Origin of the sequence: Pseudomonas sp. Os17 (assembly GCF_001547895.1) — a bacterium.
Lineage (GTDB): Bacteria > Pseudomonadota > Gammaproteobacteria > Pseudomonadales > Pseudomonadaceae > Aquipseudomonas.
The window spans coordinates 4,430,657-4,446,254 of the sequence record NZ_AP014627.1 but is presented as its reverse complement, the minus strand read 5'-3'; the positions used below and the strand labels follow the sequence as shown (position 1 = coordinate 4,446,254).

General features: G+C 57.7%; 13 protein-coding genes. 6 read left to right on the top strand and 7 right to left on the bottom strand.

Annotated features, from left to right (window positions below):
- Positions 1-729: 729 nt before the first annotated feature.
- Both POS17_RS31160 and POS17_RS31155 read left to right on the top strand, forming a co-directional pair.
- Positions 730-1,464 carry a hypothetical protein gene (locus POS17_RS31160; protein ID WP_082729917.1) on the top strand — a complete coding sequence of 245 codons (735 nt, stop codon included), beginning with the start codon at positions 730-732 and terminating at the stop codon, positions 1,462-1,464.
- Entirely contained in the window at positions 1,454-3,736 is a 2,283-nt protein-coding gene (locus tag POS17_RS31155; protein ID WP_082729916.1) for a DEAD/DEAH box helicase, read from the top strand. The genes POS17_RS31160 and POS17_RS31155 overlap by 11 nt, the downstream gene beginning before the upstream one ends.
- Before the next feature lie 57 nt (positions 3,737-3,793).
- Here POS17_RS31155 and POS17_RS19465 read toward each other — a convergent pair whose 3' ends face one another.
- Positions 3,794-4,075, bottom strand: a complete 282-nt coding sequence (locus tag POS17_RS19465; protein WP_060840087.1) for a hypothetical protein — start codon at positions 4,073-4,075, stop codon at positions 3,794-3,796.
- Between the two features lie 528 nt (positions 4,076-4,603).
- On the opposite strand from POS17_RS19465, the gene POS17_RS19460 reads away from it, so the two are divergent.
- The 3 genes from POS17_RS19460 (at position 4,604) to POS17_RS19450 (ending at position 6,827) form a co-directional block, all read left to right on the top strand.
- A complete protein-coding gene (locus POS17_RS19460) occupies positions 4,604-5,572 on the top strand; it encodes a hypothetical protein (protein WP_060840086.1) in 969 nt (322 codons plus the stop codon).
- Positions 5,572-6,258: a hypothetical protein gene (locus POS17_RS19455; RefSeq protein ID WP_060840085.1), complete on the top strand. Its 687-nt coding sequence runs from the start codon at positions 5,572-5,574 to the stop codon at positions 6,256-6,258. The genes POS17_RS19460 and POS17_RS19455 overlap by 1 nt, the downstream gene beginning before the upstream one ends.
- 86 nt (positions 6,259-6,344) lie before the next feature.
- Entirely contained in the window at positions 6,345-6,827 is a 483-nt protein-coding gene (locus POS17_RS19450) for a DUF4265 domain-containing protein (protein ID WP_060841983.1), read from the top strand.
- Positions 6,828-7,517: 690 nt separating this feature from the next.
- Here the strand turns inward: POS17_RS19450 and POS17_RS19445 are convergent.
- The 3 genes from POS17_RS19445 to POS17_RS19435 form a co-directional block, all read right to left on the bottom strand.
- Positions 7,518-9,680, bottom strand: coding sequence for a TonB-dependent siderophore receptor (locus tag POS17_RS19445; protein WP_231979059.1), 2,163 nt, complete (start codon positions 9,678-9,680; stop codon positions 7,518-7,520).
- A gap of 262 nt (positions 9,681-9,942) precedes the next feature.
- Entirely contained in the window at positions 9,943-10,191 is a 249-nt protein-coding gene (locus tag POS17_RS32465; RefSeq protein ID WP_060840083.1) for an Arc family DNA-binding protein, read from the bottom strand.
- A gap of 265 nt (positions 10,192-10,456) precedes the next feature.
- On the bottom strand, positions 10,457-11,848 hold the full coding sequence (locus POS17_RS19435) for an aldehyde dehydrogenase family protein (RefSeq protein ID WP_060840082.1): 1,392 nt from the start codon (positions 11,846-11,848) through the stop codon (positions 10,457-10,459).
- A 100-nt stretch (positions 11,849-11,948) separates the two neighbouring features.
- Here POS17_RS19435 and ptrR point away from each other — a divergent pair, with 100 nt between their 5' ends.
- Positions 11,949-12,827 (top strand): putrescine utilization regulator PtrR, encoded by an 879-nt coding sequence (ptrR, locus tag POS17_RS19430; protein ID WP_060841982.1) that lies wholly within the window; start codon positions 11,949-11,951, stop codon positions 12,825-12,827.
- A gap of 12 nt (positions 12,828-12,839) precedes the next feature.
- Here the strand turns inward: ptrR and POS17_RS19425 are convergent, their stop codons facing one another.
- The 3 genes from POS17_RS19425 to POS17_RS19415 all read right to left on the bottom strand — a co-directional run bounded on the left by POS17_RS19425 (position 12,840) and on the right by POS17_RS19415 (position 15,494).
- Entirely contained in the window at positions 12,840-13,460 is a 621-nt protein-coding gene (locus tag POS17_RS19425) for a LysE family translocator (RefSeq protein ID WP_060840081.1), read from the bottom strand.
- 189 nt (positions 13,461-13,649) lie between these two features.
- A complete protein-coding gene (locus POS17_RS19420) occupies positions 13,650-14,678 on the bottom strand; it encodes a hypothetical protein (protein ID WP_060841981.1) in 1,029 nt (342 codons plus the stop codon).
- A gap of 132 nt (positions 14,679-14,810) precedes the next feature.
- The gene (locus POS17_RS19415; protein ID WP_060840080.1) at positions 14,811-15,494 is read right to left on the bottom strand and encodes a hypothetical protein; all 684 of its coding nucleotides are present in this window, start codon (positions 15,492-15,494) and stop codon (positions 14,811-14,813) included.
- Positions 15,495-15,598: the final 104 nt, after the last annotated feature.

Genomic DNA, 15,598 nt, shown 5'->3' with positions numbered 1-15,598 from the left:
GATGCTTCAAAAAAGTCGGATGTTAGTAGTTTTGCACCAACTATGCGCTCTCACTCAGTCCAATTTTTGGTTGAACTTGCTGTGACAATAAGTGTGGTAACGAAAATCGTACCTTGGCGTAGCGACAGATCTTTGTCTCAGAGTTTGTCGTTGAAGGTTGCCAGGTACCTGCCGCGAGCTGATTTTTCTCCAGCAGGTGATTGAGGTTCATGATGGTGGTGTTTCGGAGATCGGTGCGCTCAGTGTCTACCGTGCAAACTAACGCATCGAGGTGATCTCATACCGCATTTCTCCATTGCCGGGTTGCTCGGCGAAGATCGGTTTGTAGCAGATAAATCCTAAGCACTATTCATCGTCTGCGGTCGTGCCCCGTAAACCTGAGAAGCCCATAAAATGTAGCGTTCAGCTATTTATCCCTCTTACGCTCCAGAAAAACTAGCGATCTAATCACTTTCCCTATTTACGTGACGCACGACACGCGTTAGCTTTTACCCACTACTGGCAATGTGCCAATGCAAGGATTAGCAATCGTGGTCGGGATGATCGGTGTTCCGGAAGCTTCACATAAACAATGCGCAAGCTCTTCTTTCTTCTCTAGCATCTCTGCTGCTTGGTGCGAATTTCTCTTTAGTTTTCGTTCCTTTCTCCTTGCCTTATATCTAGAAAACCATCTGATCAGAAATAGTTGGGTATATTCATCCGGCTCGAGTTTTGTTTGAAGGTGTTTATATGACCATAAGTTACGGGCAAGCGATTCTTGATGCGTCTTGGGGATGTGAATTTACCGAAGTGCTCGATTCGACGGGGGTGCAATCTGTCAAGCTCTGTCATGTTCATGTTTCACAGATATCTCAGATATCAAAAATGCTTGCCTCTTCTGTTGTGGATACGTCTTGGATGGTGGAGTTGGATGAGGGGGCTAGAGAGGCTTATGAATACACAGTGCAAGAAACTGCGGATCTGCTGATCAACATTTTTAAAGCAGCGGAAGAGGCTGGTAGTGTTATAGATGAGTTTGGTGAGCTCATGGTGTCTATGGGGGCAGCTAAGTCTTTAGAAGTTTTGTTTAGACATACACTAATTCCTATTGCTGAATTGTGGAAGCCTCAAGCGAAACAAAATGAGGGTTTTGATTTTCATAGTGTGTGTAGTGCCGATTATCTAAATTTTGGTGAGGCGAAGTATTCGTCAGGGAGCACCTCTTATGGTCGTGCTCTAGATCAGGCAGGGGAGTTTTTGACAGCTAAGAAACATAAAAGAGATTGGGTGCACTTGGTTAACTTGGCGTCGCCGGCCAGTATTCAGAATTTGAATAGCAATCTTCATGGTGTCGTTGCAGCATTTTCAATTCATGCGGAAGACCCGCTAACTGTTTATAAGAATGCGTTGAAGAGGGCTGTTAAATTCGCTAGCGAAAGAAAAATCGGTTTTGTATATATGGTTGGGGTGACTCATGAAAATTAGAAAAATCAGGGACAGTAGTGACCCATATGGAGATCTGGTTTCTGTGCTTGATGAGCTTCATCGCCATGGTCCGATAAGTTCAGATATTCTTGAAACGCTAAGCTGTTATTGTGTTTATCACCCCGAAGATTTTAGCTTGCTCGAAGAACGAATAATTTCAGCTCTAGGGTTATTTTATAAAGTTGTAAGTCCGGAGAATCTTTACTCATTCCTCTTAGGTTCGATTGGTGAGGCTCACAAAAGCTTATATGGAAAGTATTTGACTCCGGTCCAGGCAAGTGTTAGGCGCGCCGTTGATGATAAGCAATTTGTTTCTATTTCTGCTCCAACTAGCGCCGGCAAGTCGTATTCGATTCGAGACTTTATTGCGGAGCAAGAGGGGGATGCTGTTGTAGTGGTTCCTTCTAGGGCATTGATTGCTGAATATATTAATACTATGAAAGAGCGTTTTCATGGTGATAAAAAAGTCATGATAACTCCTTTTGTTGATGCTGTTTTTACTAGTCGTGAATTACGAAGAATATTTGTACTTACACCGGAGCGAGCAAGAGACTTGTTCGTCTCGAGCGGTAAGCTAAATGTTGGTGTTTTTTTCTTCGATGAGGCTCATGTCTCTGAGGATCGCGCCCGGGGCATTGTTTTTGATGTGTTGGTTCGGCGTATTCAAAAGACATTTCCAGTTGCTAGGCTAATTTTTGCGCATCCCTTTGTTGATAACCCAGATGCACAATTTAAAAAGCATGGAATACCTTTGGAGAATGGTTACGCTAGATCTTATACACACGGAACAGTGGGAAAGGTCTGTGTTTTTCAACATCAGAATGGCCGGGATTATGTTTTCTCACCTTTCGATGAAAATGGTCATAGGATTAGAGGGTGTGTAGAGTTTAGTGGAGGATTCAATCGCTTTGCATTTAATGGTGATCATTCAATATTAATATATGTTTCGAAAGCATCGATCTACAACGGAACATTTCTGGATGGATATGAGGGATATGTAGCAAGCTTCCCCACGATAAAGAATTCGGAAGCTAAAAAAATAATTGGCGCAGTAGAGAATCTACTCGGGGCTAATAAAGAAGATCATCGCTCTAGAATGGTTGAGTTGCTTTGGAAGGGCGTTGTAATCCACCATGGGTCGGTCCCGCTTGAAGTTCGATTTATGGTTGAGGATTTTATTCGTGCGGGGTTTGCAAAAATTTGCTTTGCAACTAGTACATTAGCTCAAGGGGTAAATATGCCCTTTGATATTGTTTGGCTGGATAATATGCGTTTTCAAGGTGAGGGGGATGAGGAAAAATCATTGTCCTTCAAGAATTTAATTGGAAGAGCAGGGCGACTGTCAAACAAGTCCAAGTTTGACTACGGTTATGTGTTTACTCGAAATCCCCAGCTTTTTATCGAGAGAATTAATCATGGCTTTAAATTGAATGAAAAGTCCGTAGTTGACTTGCCGTACGATGAGGATGATGACGCAGCTGAATTGCTGGACTCTATTAAGGATGGAACTTTTGATGATGAACTTCATTTGCCTAGTTCTAAAATAGATCGCCTGTCTTCTACGGTTGTTCTTGATGCGGTTGTTAGTATACTGAATATTCTCTACAGACCTGGAATGTCTTTCAAGGATGTGCTTTATGGTGCGGAGAATTCTGATAACAAAAAGAAATTAAATAATTATTTTCTGGTTATTTTCGAGGGGGCACTAGGACGGCCTCTGTTTAATGGAGAAATGGCAGTATTTCAGAACGCCATAGGAATTCTACTGCAGACCTTTCAGGGGCGATCATTTAAAGAAATTGTAGGTATCCGTTACAGCTATATTTCTCGCCGCAGTGAAGGTCGCAGAGGGGAGGCTGAATTCTCTCAGCCGGCAAATAAGTTGCCCGATAGTAGCCTGAAAAATACCTTCTCATTATATAAGTTGGGTACTTCTGCTCGAGAAGTTAGCTATGATGCAATTGTTTTTGATACTTATGACTATATGGATCAAGTTATTTCGTTTTCTCTATCTGATGTTTTTATCGCGGCTTTCAAAATATATAAGGGGGAGAGCTCTGATGGTCGCGCAGATAAAATGATTGAACTTCTGAGGTTTGGCACTAATGATGCTATGCATATGTTGTTAATGCGCTATGGGTTCCCTCCTGAGGAAGTGGCTGAAATCACTCCTTATATTCGAACTATTTCGGAGTCGGATATAGTTTTTAAAAGTACAATTTACGATGCTCCTATGTATATTAGAAGTATGGTCGAATGGTATCTTCCTTAAAAGATTAGTTGTCAATAAAAAAGCCCGACTTCATGGCTTTAAGGCTTTTTTATTGTTTTAAAGGCTAAAAGCCCGCGTTTGAATCACCGCCAACACATCGCGTACATCTTGCATCAGTGATCTTGCAGTGTTGGTCACGGTGCCAAGGTCCTTGTCGCTCGCATCTCGCAACGTAGCGCAGGCCATCAGATTCAGATAATCAAGCGCAGTCACCAACCGTTCATTTGCACACGCATGCAAATCCACCAACGGCGCTTGGCTGTCGATAAACAGCACTGGCCCATCGCTGGCGATTGGGGTCATAGGAATAAATCGTTCGGACAGATCTTGAGTATTCATGGCGTCATCCTTTTCAAGAGTAGAAAAGTTGCCACCTGTTGCTGCGAATCAACGGGGTGGCAGCTGTACGCGGGTTCGCAGACCGAGGAAAAGAACAAACCCGGCAGACCCGGAGGTCTCCCACGTACAGCCGCCATAAAACGAAACGCAGGCGAAGTGTGCCTGAGTTGGCTTGGACGGTGTAGTTCGACTTTTCTGTTGGGCTGCGAAACCCTGCCGCTGACAAAATTCAGCGAACGAGAAAACTATAGGGACAGGGCAGGTCCGGGACAATGGCGCTTCTGTAGGAACGGTCTCTATTGCGAGTAAGGACCGACTGAACTCTTCAGGGAATTCATATCCGCTGTGCCTGACACTAGCTGTATGGGCCTTTCAGCTTGGTGATCAGCAGCAGATTGTGGCCCCAAGGCAGTTGTCCAACAGCCTGTTGGACAATTTCAGAATCGGGTCAGGCCTCGGCAAATCCATCTGACCTTCAATCGATTTTGCTATCCTGCGCCCCTTTTCCCCACCGCAAGGAACGCAGGCATGACCCAGCCCATTGGCAGCAGTCCACAAACAAGGGCTGGCCAACAGCGTCACCTGCCACACCTCCTGTTCCGCCTGACCTCAGCACTCCTGCTCGGCCTCGGGCTTATGATCCCAACCGCCCAAGCCAACCCCACCACCACCTACCGCGGCACCCTCGGCGACACCCCGGTTGAACTGGCGCTCACCTACGACTCCCAATACGGCGGCGGTATGTCCGGCTATTGGTTTTCCGAGTCCGAGCGCTTGCCCATGGCGTTGGAGTCCACCCCTTTCCACCCTGGCTCCGCGCTGTTGATCAACATCATGGACAACCCGACCCTGCCGGCGACGGCGGTGTCGTTGCAGCCGTTCGCCGAGGGGGCAGAGGCGTTGCAGGGCAGTCTGGTGGATTTGCGCACGGGCACGCAGCAGCCGTTGCAGTTGCAGCGGGTGACGCGTTTTGGTGGCAGTCAGCGGGAGGCCTTTGAGGGGGAGTTGCTGCAGCCGGTGTTCGATCGGGATTTCTATTTCAGTGTGCATGCCGCGCGCAAGGCCGGGGAGGAAGTGGCGCAGGTGGACAGTATCCGGGTGATCAGCCGGGCCACCGGTAAGCGGGTGCAGGAGATTGGCGGGCAGTGGTGTCTGTCGTCCGTGGGCACCAGGACGCTGACCTTCGGGCATTTTCATGACGAGGCGCGGATTGACTTTCAGGTCCAGGGCTATCGCGTGGGGGAGGCGGATGGCCGGGTGTGGTGCTCGCCCACGCAGTATTACCTGTACAACCGGGATCTGCGGACCTATCGGCGCCATCCGCAGTTGGAGCAGTTCGCGGCGGACGGTGATTTGCGCTTTTCCCCCAGTGGGCAGATGGAGTTCAGCAAGCAGGACTTCATCAATTACGACCAGCGCACTCGGCGTTGGGATTATTACCGGGTGATCACCCCTGAGCGTCTGGAATATCTGTCGTCGGGCGAGGAGCGTTTCTGATGCGTGGGTTTGATTTTGCTCGGGGGCTGGCGGTGCTGGTGTTGGCGCTGTGGCTGTTGCCGGCGCAGGCGTCCCATGGGGTGTATGAGGGGACCTTGGGCAAGCAGGCGATTGTCTTGACCCTGGGTAGCCAGAATGCGGTCTACCAGGGCACCTATGCCTATCAGCGCTATCGCACGCCGATCCGCCTCAAGCCGACCTTCAGCTACAGCAACAAGACGCTGGCCATGGATGAGCTGGACGAGCAGGGCTTGCCGGTGGCGCGTTTGCAGTTCAATGACTTGCTGAACTCCCGCCAGCAGGAGCAGGTGCGCGGCACCTGGACCAGCTATCGCACGGGCAAGACCTTGCCCATTGCGCTGAAGCTGGTGGGCCTGGTGGATTCGGATCGCTCGTGGCCGCAGCCGGTCACCACGCTGTTGCAGAGTGCTTCCACTAAACGCTGGTATTTCCAGGTGCCGATGCCGGGCAATGATCAGCGGATCACGACGGTGGAGGTGATGGACAGGGCCACCGGCAAGTTGCTGGTGAGCCTGGCGATCGCGGCACCGGGCTGTCCGAATCAGGGGGTGGATACCTTGCAGTTGCAGGGTGAGGGGGAGCAACTGCGGATTGCTTTCAAGGACTGCACGTTTCCGGGGTTTCGGTGGAATGAGGGCGGTGGGAGCTTTGCGCCGTTGCCTTGAGGCCCGTTCGTTTGCGCCCTTTGGGGACGTGGCGGCTGGTGGATTAGATGAGTCTGGTGTTGAACCTGGACGTTGTGGAGCCCCGTATGGATGACAAGCAAGCCCCTGTGCTGATCCAGGTGTACATGGCCGATGACGATGGCGCCGTTCGCGAGGAGTTGCTGGCGCGGCGCATCGATGAGGATACCTACGAGTTGCTGTCCTCACCGGGCCTGGCGCAAAACCTGGCGCGGGGCGATATCGTTTCCATCCGCAATCCCGATGCTCCGGCGCAAGTGCTGAAGCGCGGCGGGAATTTCTGCATTCAGATCTATGCCGACTACATTGATCCGACGGTGATCAGTGCGCTTGAAAACGAGGTCGCTGGTGAACTGAGTGGAACCCTGGACGGGTTGTTCGAGGGGAACCTGTCATTCGCTGTTCCCGCAAGGAATGGCATGGACCGTATCAATGCGGTGTTCGATCGCTTCCGCGAGCAAACCGGGATCGAGTGGTACTACGCCAATGTCTATAAAAACCTCGATGACGATGAGGACGAGACGCTGTTGAACTGGTGGTTGGACTGCTGATCTTCCCCGGGGCCTGGGCATGTCACCCAACAAACCGACCAAGTAGCGACCAAGTAAGCGACCAAGTCAGCATCCGGTATTGCTACAGCGGCCGTTCTGTGGGGCGGGCCTGCATGGGGGCTAGGGGAGCGCTAATCGTCCAACAGCGTGTTGGACGATTGAGACTCTTACACCGTCATTGGAGAGAGGCGCGCCGACCTTTTGTTTGCGCAATTGTTGGGTGTGCTTTTTACCGGCGAGGGCGGGCTTGAGGACGTCTTCGCCGGCAAGCCGGCTCCTACGGTGGATGTAGGAAGGGTCTGTCTTTTCTGTAAGGCGGGCTGGAGGCGCTGATTGCGCTGCTGTTCTGTGGGATAACCATCAGCGCAACCCTGGACGTACTGATCGATACCAGGGCGTATCCCACGCAGAGAGGTCGTAGCCATGGGCCAGGAAATGCGGCTGTTTCAGGAGGACTTGCTTAAGGCGGTTGCCGATATGAACGCCGGTAAGGCTGTGCGCTCAGTGACGCTGTCCGTGGCGACTCGTCGCCAAGGATGGGCGGGAGACGCGCAAGGTGTGTTTGTCGAGATTTTGATGGCTGGCCTGTGCCGGCGCTGCAGTTTTTCCGGCAAGCCACAACGCCCGGGATTTCGTGGGCGTTGTAGCCGCTGCCGCAGGCTGCGATCGGCCCCGTAGGGGCCGTCTGCATCAGAAACTCACTGAAGCACTCAACCGCGCCGTCAACGGCGCGCCCTGGAACAGGTAGTCGTCGCCCATGTATTCCCCTGCATCGCGCCAGTAGCGTTTGTCGAACAGGTTGTCCACGGTCAGGCGGAACACCGTCTCGTAACCGTCAATGCGCGTGCTGTAGCGGCTGCCGATGTTGAAGATGGCGTAGGCGCCGGTGGCGACGTTGCCCTGGCGGTCGGCGTATTTGCTGCCGCTGTATTGCATGCCGCCCAGCAGGGCCAGACCGTCGAGCCAGGGCAGGGCGTAGTCGCCTTGGAGGCTGGCTCGCAGGCGGGGGACGTTGAGGGTTTGGTGGCCTTCGTAGGCCGAGGTGCCGGTGCCCTCGAGCCGGGAGCGAATCGCCGCGACGCTGGCGGCAATCTGCAGGCGCTGGGTGGCCCAGCCGTTGGCGGAGAGCTCCAGGCCGGTGTTCTTTTGCTGGCCCTGCTGGACGTAGGTGAAACCGCCAGCAGCATCCGGGCGCGAGTACTGGTAGGCCTGGCGCATCTGGAACAGCGCGGCGCTAAAACTCATGCGCTGCCAGTCGTACTTGACCCCGGCTTCGATCTGCCGCGAGACAGTGGGGGCCAGGGTGTCGCCACTGTTACTGGCGAACCAGGGCGCCTGACCGCCCAGGCTCAAGCCCTTGCTGTATTGGGTGTACAGCGACAGTTCGCTGATCGGTTTGTAGATCAGCGCGGCCTGGGGCAGGAATACATAGCGTTGGGTGTGGCGATCGCGCACGCCGTCCTTGTCGAAGCTCTCTTCGTCGAGGCGTACTTCGCGCCCGCCGAGAACGGTCTGCCACTGTTCGTTGAAGCTGATGCGATCGCTGAGGAACAGGCCGTATTGACGGCTGTCGAGGCGTTTGTGGGAGTCATTGAGGACGCCGTTGTAGCGGGCGTAGTTTTCCGGCTCGCTCTGGATATTGCCCGTGCCAATCCATTGGTTGATGGACTCGCGCCGATCCACCACGCGGCGAAATGCACTGGTCCCCACGCTCAACTCATGGCCCAGGCCCGCTGCGTCGAAGCGGCCATTGAGCAGCGCCTGCACTTCATCGTTGCGCCGGGTGTCGTCGGGGCTGCGGAAGTCGTAGATGTCGTAGTTGCCTTCGGGGCTGAAATAGTTGCCGTTGGCATTGATGCAGCCGGTGGTGCAGCCGCCCCAGGCAAACGAACTGTAGTCATCGATCACCACCTTGCTGCGGGACGCGCTGAGGCTGCCGGTCCAGTCATCGTTGAAGCGGTACTCGAAGTTGCCACCGATGTTTAGTGATTCATTGGTCACCGGCTTCGATCCGCTCTGATGCCCCAGGAGTCTTTTCGGCGAGGCGTGGTGGGGCAGGCTGGAGCCGCCCAGCAGTTGGTAACCCGGGGCCGAGCGCTGTTGCTTGTTCTGGTATTCGATGTCCAGTTGCAGCAGGGCATCGGGGCTGATGTTCCAGTCGAAGGCCAGGGAAGCGAAGTCGCGCTGGCCATTGGTGTGTTCGACGTAGGAGTGCAGGTCTTCATGGGCCAGGTTGGCGCGCAGGCCGAACTGCTGTTCGCTGCCGAACCAGCCGCCCACATCGGTGGCCAGGTAACCGCTGCCGCGGTCGTCGGTGGAAACGGTCACCGAACGAATGTCCGCAGGCCGCTTGGTCACGTAGTTGACCAGCCCGCCCGGCTCGCTGACCCCGCTTTGCAAGCCGGAAAGGCCCTTGAGCAATTCCACCCGCTGTTTGTTTTCCAGGGCGACGTTCTGCTCGCCGGTGATGGTGCGGTTGTTGATCTTGTAGCTGCTGGCCGCGTTCAGGGAGAAGCCGCGCACCTCGAAGTTTTCGTAGTAGCCCACTGGCGCGTAGCTCTGGCCTACCGAGGCGTCGTTCTTCAGTACATCGCTGAGCAGTCGGGCCTGCTGGTCGAGGATCATGTCTTCGTTGATCACGCTGATGGCGGCCGGGGTGTCCAGCAGCGGCGTTTCGCTGAAGCCGCCCACCGAGGCGCTGTCGGCTTGGTAGCCGGAAGGCGCTTGCGCGCTGACGGTCTGGCTTGGCAGTTCGGTGGCGGCGTTGGCCACGGCGTGGCTGCCGGCCAGCAGCAGGCCCAGGGTCAGGCGATGGCGCGGCAAGCCGGCGCTGGGGGCGGGTGAGCGGGACATCGAGTGAGCGGGGTTCATGAACATTCCTTGAGGACAACGCGCTCTGTAGCGCAGGCCCGGGCAGGCCCTTGAAGCAGCGGATGACGGACGTGGGGAGTATCGGGGCCGTGCGGCGAGCATCCGGCTGTCCGGGGCGGTTGCAGGTATGCGCGGTCGGGCGGGCGCCATCATACAAGCTGCGGCGCGGGGGTAAAGGCACACAGGGGATAGGGCCGGGGGGCGTGTGGCGGATGCCGGCCCTGCTGGAGGGAAAAGGCAGGGGTTACGGGTTGGACTCGGGAGGGTTCATTTGCAGGGACTCGATCTGCTGTTCCAGGGTTGCAATCTTGCCCAGCAGGATAGTGATGAGTCTTTCGTCGTGGCTGCGGGCTTCGGAAGCGACCAGGGATTTTTCCAGGCGGTCGACGATTTCATTGTTCATGCTGCGGTTTTCCTGCTTGGCGATGCGCTTGACTTGCGTGTGGAGCTCACCAGGCAAGCGAACGATGAACTTTTGAGCGGGGGCGCACATGCCGGACCTCGGGTGATATCAAAAAGAAACATCATAGAAAGGTCGGGGCAGGCAGGGCTTCAAGAAAATTCTGAAAAAACAGCAAGATCGGGCTTAGTTTCGCTGAGCAGGCTTGGCGATCCGCCGGGCCGCATCCAGGCATTGCGCCCCATCAAGCCAGGCCCCTCAATCAAGAGTCGGGGGCCAGGCCGCCAGGCCCTCGCCAGCGCTGAACGGCCGTTGGCAACCGGGCCTCTGGCCGCTGGCTGAAGCCCGGTGATCGACCTTAACGCCGATCCAGCCACACCGTCTGTGCATTGCAGAACTCGCGCACGCCGAAGTGCGACAGCTCGCGGCCGAAGCCGCTTTTCTTCACCCCGCCGAAGGTCACCCGAGGGTCGCTGGCGCTGTAGCCGTTGATGAACACGCCGCCGGTTTCCAGTTCGTCGGTCATCTGCCGGGCCCGTTCCAGGTCCTGGGTGAAGATCGTCGCGGTGAGGCCGAACTCGCTGTCGTTGGCCAGCGCCAGGGCGTGTTGCGCGTCCCGGGCGCTGATGATGGCGGCCACCGGGCCGAACAGTTCCTGCCTGAAGGCGGTCATCTGCTCGGTGACGTCGGCCAGCACCGTGGGTTGATAGTAGTTGCCGGCGCCTTCGACCTTGTCGCCTCCCAACAGCAGGGTGGCGCCTTCGGCCAGGGTGGCCTGGACTTGCTGGTGCAGCTCGTCACGCAGGTCGAAGCGGGCCATGGGGCCGAGGTAGGTGTCGCTGGCCAGCGGGTCGCCCATCACCAGGGCGCGGGTGGCTTCGACGAATTTGCGGGTGAACTCCGCGACCACCCCTTGCTCGATGATCAGGCGCTTGGCGGCGGCGCAGACCTGGCCGGTGTTCTGGTAGCGGCCGATCACCGCGGCCTTGACCGCTTCGTCGAGGTCGGCGTCGTTGAGCACGATAAAGGGGTCGGAACCGCCCAGTTCCAGTACGCATTTTTTCAGCGCGGCGCCGGCCTGGGCGCCGATGGCGATGCCGGCGCGCACGCTGCCGGTCAGGGTCACGGCGGCGATGCGGCGGTCGGCGATGGCGCGGGACACGCCGTCCGGGGTGACGTTGAGCAGCTCGAACACGCCTTCAGGGAAACCGGCGCGCTGCATGACGTCCAGCAGCAGGTAGGCGCTGCCCATGACGTTCGGCGCGTGCTTGAGCACGTAGGTGTTGCCGGCCAGCAGCGCCGGCACCGCGCCGCGCAGCACCTGCCAGATCGGGAAGTTCCACGGCATCACCGCCAGCAGCGGGCCCAGGGGGCGGTACTCGATGCGCGCCTTGTCGTTTTCCACCAGGGTCGCTTCCGGGGCCAGCATGGCCGGGCCGTGCTCGGCGTACCACAGGCACAGCTGGGCGCATTTTTCGATTTCGCCCCGAGCCTGGGGCAGGGGCTTGCCCATTTCCTGGCTGATCATCCGCGCCATGGCGTCGCTGTTGTCCCGTAGGGCCTGGGCCAGGGCGGTCAGGTGCGCGGCGCGGGTGGCGACGCTCTGGCGCTTCCACAGGGCAAAACCGCGGGCGGCGCGCTCCAGGGTGGCGTCGCTTTCAGCCTCGGACTGGTAGGGGTAGGCGCCGATCTGCTCACCGCTGGCGGGGTTGATCGACAAGGCGTGGGTATTGCTGGAAACAAGGTTCATGGCACCGTCCTGCAAGGTGGGAATGACGGCAGGTTACGGTGCTGGATCTTTGCTGAAAACTGAATAATATTGAGCGAGTCATTCACGTTTGGAGAATGCCGTGGATCTGGTCCAGCTGGAAATTTTCAAGGCCGTTGCCGAGCAGGGCAGCATCAGCGCCGCCGCGCAGTTGATCCACCGGGTGCCGTCGAACCTCACCACCCGGATCAAGCAACTGGAGCAGGACCTGGGGGTGGAGCTGTTCATCCGCGAAAAAAGCCGCCTGCGCCTGTCGCCCGCCGGGTGGAACTTCCTCGACTACGCCCGGCGCATTCTCGACCTGGTGGCCGAAGCGCGCCTGACCGTGGCTGGCGAGGAACCCCAGGGCCCGTTTGCCCTGGGTTCCCTGGAAAGCACGGCAGCGGTGCGCATCCCGGCGCTGCTGGCGGCCTACAACCAGCAATACGCCAAGGTCGAACTGGACCTATCCACCGGCCCTTCGGGGACCATGATCGACGGCGTGTTGTCCGGGCGTCTGGTGGCGGCCTTCGTCGACGGCCCGGTGCGCCACCCGGCCCTGGAAGGGCTGCCGGTGTTCGAGGAGGAAATGGTCCTGATCGCGCCCCTGGGGCACGCGCCGATTACCCGCGCGCGGGAGGTCAACGGCGAAAGCATCTACGCCTTTCGCGCCAACTGTTCCTACCGCCATCACTTCGAAAGCTGGTTCACCCAGGACGCCGCGGTGCCGGGCAAGATCCACGAAATGGAGTCCTACCACGGCATGCTGGCTTGCGTCAGCGCCGGTGCCGGGCTGGCGCTGATGCCCCGCAGCATGCTGGAAAGCATGCCCGGCTGCGCCACGGTGAGCGTCTGGCCGCTGTCCCCGCGCTTTCGCTTCCTGCGCACCTGGCTGGTCTGGCGGCGCGGCACCGTGTCCCAGAGTTTGAGCAGTTTTGTGAAGCTGCTGGAAGAGCGTGGGGCGGTGCTGGCCGAGGTTTGAGGGGCGCGATGTTCAACGCCTGCTCAAGGCCAGGCGAGCCGCGAACAGCACGAAGATCATCCCTGTGGTGCGGTCCATCCACTGGATCACCTTTTCCCGCTGCAGCACCCCGCTCAGGGAGCGGGTGGCGCCAATCAGCAGCAGGGACCAGACCAGCCCCAGCACCACGTGGATGCTCACCAGACCGAAGGTCCAGAGCACCAGCGGCTGTCCCTGGGGAATGAACTGCGGCAGGAAGGACACGTAGAAGATCCCCACCTTGGGGTTGAGCACGTTGCCCAGCAGGCCCTTGAGAAACCAGTGGGTGCCGGGGCTGCCGTCCGGGTTGGCCGGAGTAAACGAGCGGCGCGGGCGCAGCAGCATGTTCAGCCCCAGCCAGGCCAGGTAGGCCGCGCCGCAGTACTTCAACAGGTTGAAGGCCAGTTCCGACACTGCAATCACGGCCCCCAGGCCGAAAGCCACGGCCGCGCCCCAGAGCAGGCAACCGGCGTTGATGCCCAAGGCCGCGCGCAGGGCCTGTTGCTTGCCTTCCACGGTGGCGGTGCGCAGTACCAGGGCAGTGTCCAGGCCCGGGGTCAGGGTCAGCAGGGTGGCGGCCAGGGTGAAGGCCAAGAGATTTTCAGTGATCGACATGGGCAGGGTTTCAGGCCGGGGCGTTGGCGAACGTTAGCACAGCCGCGGAGTGCTGATGCGCGCCACGAGCGTGGTCATGTTTGTGGGAGCGAGCTTGCTCGCGATGCTTGCCAAAGCGCCGCCTATTCCCAACGAGTGCGCATTATCGTTGGCGTCCTTCGCGAGCAAGCGCGCTCCCACAAGGGTGGGTCAATACGGGCAGCGTGGTTCTGGGATGCCCAGTTGCTGTTGCCGGGCTGCGATCTGTTTGTCCAGGCTGTGTTTGCCACTGAGTAGCTTGAGGTGCTGCACACTGGGCGGCAGTTGGCTATCGATCAGTGTTAGTACATCCACCTGAGGAACCTTGATGAGGCGCAGGTCAGCGATGTTCGAGGTTTTCAGGCCGCTGATTTCCCCCAGGGTCTTGAGGTTGCTCAGGCTCAGCTTGCGCAACTGCGGCGCCCCGCCAAGGTCCAGCCGGCTCAATTGCGCCTGATCCTCGATCTTCAGCGCTTCAAGCTGTGGAAAGCCGTCCAGGTCCAGGCGGTTGAGGCCGCGAACCCGCATGATCTCCAGCTCCCTGACGTAGGGATTATGTAGCTCAGGCATCTGCTCACGGCTGCCGAACGCCACCGACAGACTGCGCAGGCCGCTCATGCCGGCGACCATCCCCAGGGTTGTCTCGGCCGGCAGGCGATGCAGGCTCAGGGTGCTGATGCTCGGACACTGGCTCAGAATCTCCAGGTCATGGCTCTGCGGGCTGATGTGCAGGCTCTGCAACTCGGGCATGCGGGCAATCGGCTCCAGATCGATGGCCGGGCCCTGGTCCAGGGAGAGCCGCAGGCTGTGCAGGCGTTCGAGGTTGGGCAGGGCCAGAAGCCCGGGCAGCTCGGCGCGGAAGACTTCCAGAGCAAGCTCCCTGAGCAGGTGCATGCTGCCAATGGCCTGGAAATGTTCCAGGGTTTCGAGGCCGTCCAGGCTCAGCGAGTGGACGTTGGGCAGGGCGAGCAAGGTCCGGCCATCAAAACCTCTGCTCGAATAGTGGTTGTAGAAACGCACGGTAAGGCGCTCGCCATAACGTGCGCAGAGGGCATCGAGCTGTTCCAGCAGTTGGCAATCGTATTGCTCGACGCTGTGCCACTGGACGATGACCCGGGCCCGCGGATCGGCCTCCAGCCGGGCACCGACCTGCAGGCGCAGGTCGGCCTGGGTCGGTGCTTTGATTCGATGGGAAAACATCAGCGGTCCTTGAAGCTTGTCGCGCGGCATCATGTCATACAGCATGCCCGGCTACGCCACGCTGAGCGTCTGGCCACTGTCGCCGCGCTGTCGATTTCTGCGCAGGGGCGATGGGTGCACTGCAGGCCAGCCTCAGGCCTTGCACCGGACCAGCGCCAGATACACCCCCGAGCCTTTCCCGGGTTCGATGTAATGCGCGTCGTCCAGGTCGGCTATCCGGGTTGGTTTCATCAGCAGTTCCAGCTCCGGTGCGCCGGCGTACCATTCGTTGTTGTCGTTCAGGCCATTCTCGAAAGCGGCGAGAAACGCCGGGCAACTGTCGAACTTGCCGTAGCTGTAGTTGCCTTGCTGGTCGCTGTAGAAGCGTGAGTAGCTCAGCAACACGATGCCCCAGCGCTCGATGCGCTCATCGGGACTGGTGCGGGGGATCTGCTTGACCAGGTCCTTGCGGATTTCCCAGATCTTGTAATAGGCATTCTTGTTGTTGTGCACCACCTTGAACTCGATGGCGGTTGCCGCCTCTTTGCCGTAGCTGTCCTCGACCCAGATATCCACCTTGCGCCGCTCGGCGGCGATCAGCCAGCGCGGGACGTTGCTGCGCGCAACGCTGATGTTGCTGGGGCGGTAGTCATCGCGTTGATCCAGCTGGCCGCCGAGGCCGAAGTGCTCGCGATTGATGTCCAGCAACGCCGCCGACTCCAGGCTCAGCCAGAGTTCGGGAGCGGCGCTGACCATGATGGATTTGAGGATGCGCTGGCGCTCGTCTTTTTTCAGGTGATTGAGCAGCAGTTCGGTAAAGCCGGGAACAAAGGACATGAGATCTCCTTATCAGGTCCGAAAGGGTGGAGCGGTGAGTTTGATGCTGTTCTGTAGGAGCGAGCTTGCTCGCGATGATCTCCAAAGCGCCGCAGGTTTCCTGT

What these genes read in the sequence shown, in the direction of transcription:
- POS17_RS19460 (WP_060840086.1), top strand. Translation starts at nt 4,604, where the DNA reads ATGACCCAGCCCATTGGCAGCAGTCCACAAACAAGGGCTGGCCAACAG.
- POS17_RS19435 (WP_060840082.1), bottom strand. Translation starts at nt 11,848, where the DNA reads ATGAACCTTGTTTCCAGCAATACCCACGCCTTGTCGATCAACCCCGCC.
- POS17_RS19465 (WP_060840087.1), bottom strand. Translation starts at nt 4,075, where the DNA reads ATGAATACTCAAGATCTGTCCGAACGATTTATTCCTATGACCCCAATC.
- POS17_RS31155 (WP_082729916.1), top strand. Translation starts at nt 1,454, where the DNA reads ATGAAAATTAGAAAAATCAGGGACAGTAGTGACCCATATGGAGATCTG.
- POS17_RS19445 (WP_231979059.1), bottom strand. Translation starts at nt 9,680, where the DNA reads ATGTCCCGCTCACCCGCCCCCAGCGCCGGCTTGCCGCGCCATCGCCTG.
- POS17_RS32465 (WP_060840083.1), bottom strand. Translation starts at nt 10,191, where the DNA reads ATGTGCGCCCCCGCTCAAAAGTTCATCGTTCGCTTGCCTGGTGAGCTC.
- POS17_RS19420 (WP_060841981.1), bottom strand. Translation starts at nt 14,678, where the DNA reads ATGTTTTCCCATCGAATCAAAGCACCGACCCAGGCCGACCTGCGCCTG.
- POS17_RS19425 (WP_060840081.1), bottom strand. Translation starts at nt 13,460, where the DNA reads ATGTCGATCACTGAAAATCTCTTGGCCTTCACCCTGGCCGCCACCCTG.
- POS17_RS19415 (WP_060840080.1), bottom strand. Translation starts at nt 15,494, where the DNA reads ATGTCCTTTGTTCCCGGCTTTACCGAACTGCTGCTCAATCACCTGAAA.
- POS17_RS19455 (WP_060840085.1), top strand. Translation starts at nt 5,572, where the DNA reads ATGCGTGGGTTTGATTTTGCTCGGGGGCTGGCGGTGCTGGTGTTGGCG.
- POS17_RS31160 (WP_082729917.1), top strand. Translation starts at nt 730, where the DNA reads ATGACCATAAGTTACGGGCAAGCGATTCTTGATGCGTCTTGGGGATGT.
- POS17_RS19450 (WP_060841983.1), top strand. Translation starts at nt 6,345, where the DNA reads ATGGATGACAAGCAAGCCCCTGTGCTGATCCAGGTGTACATGGCCGAT.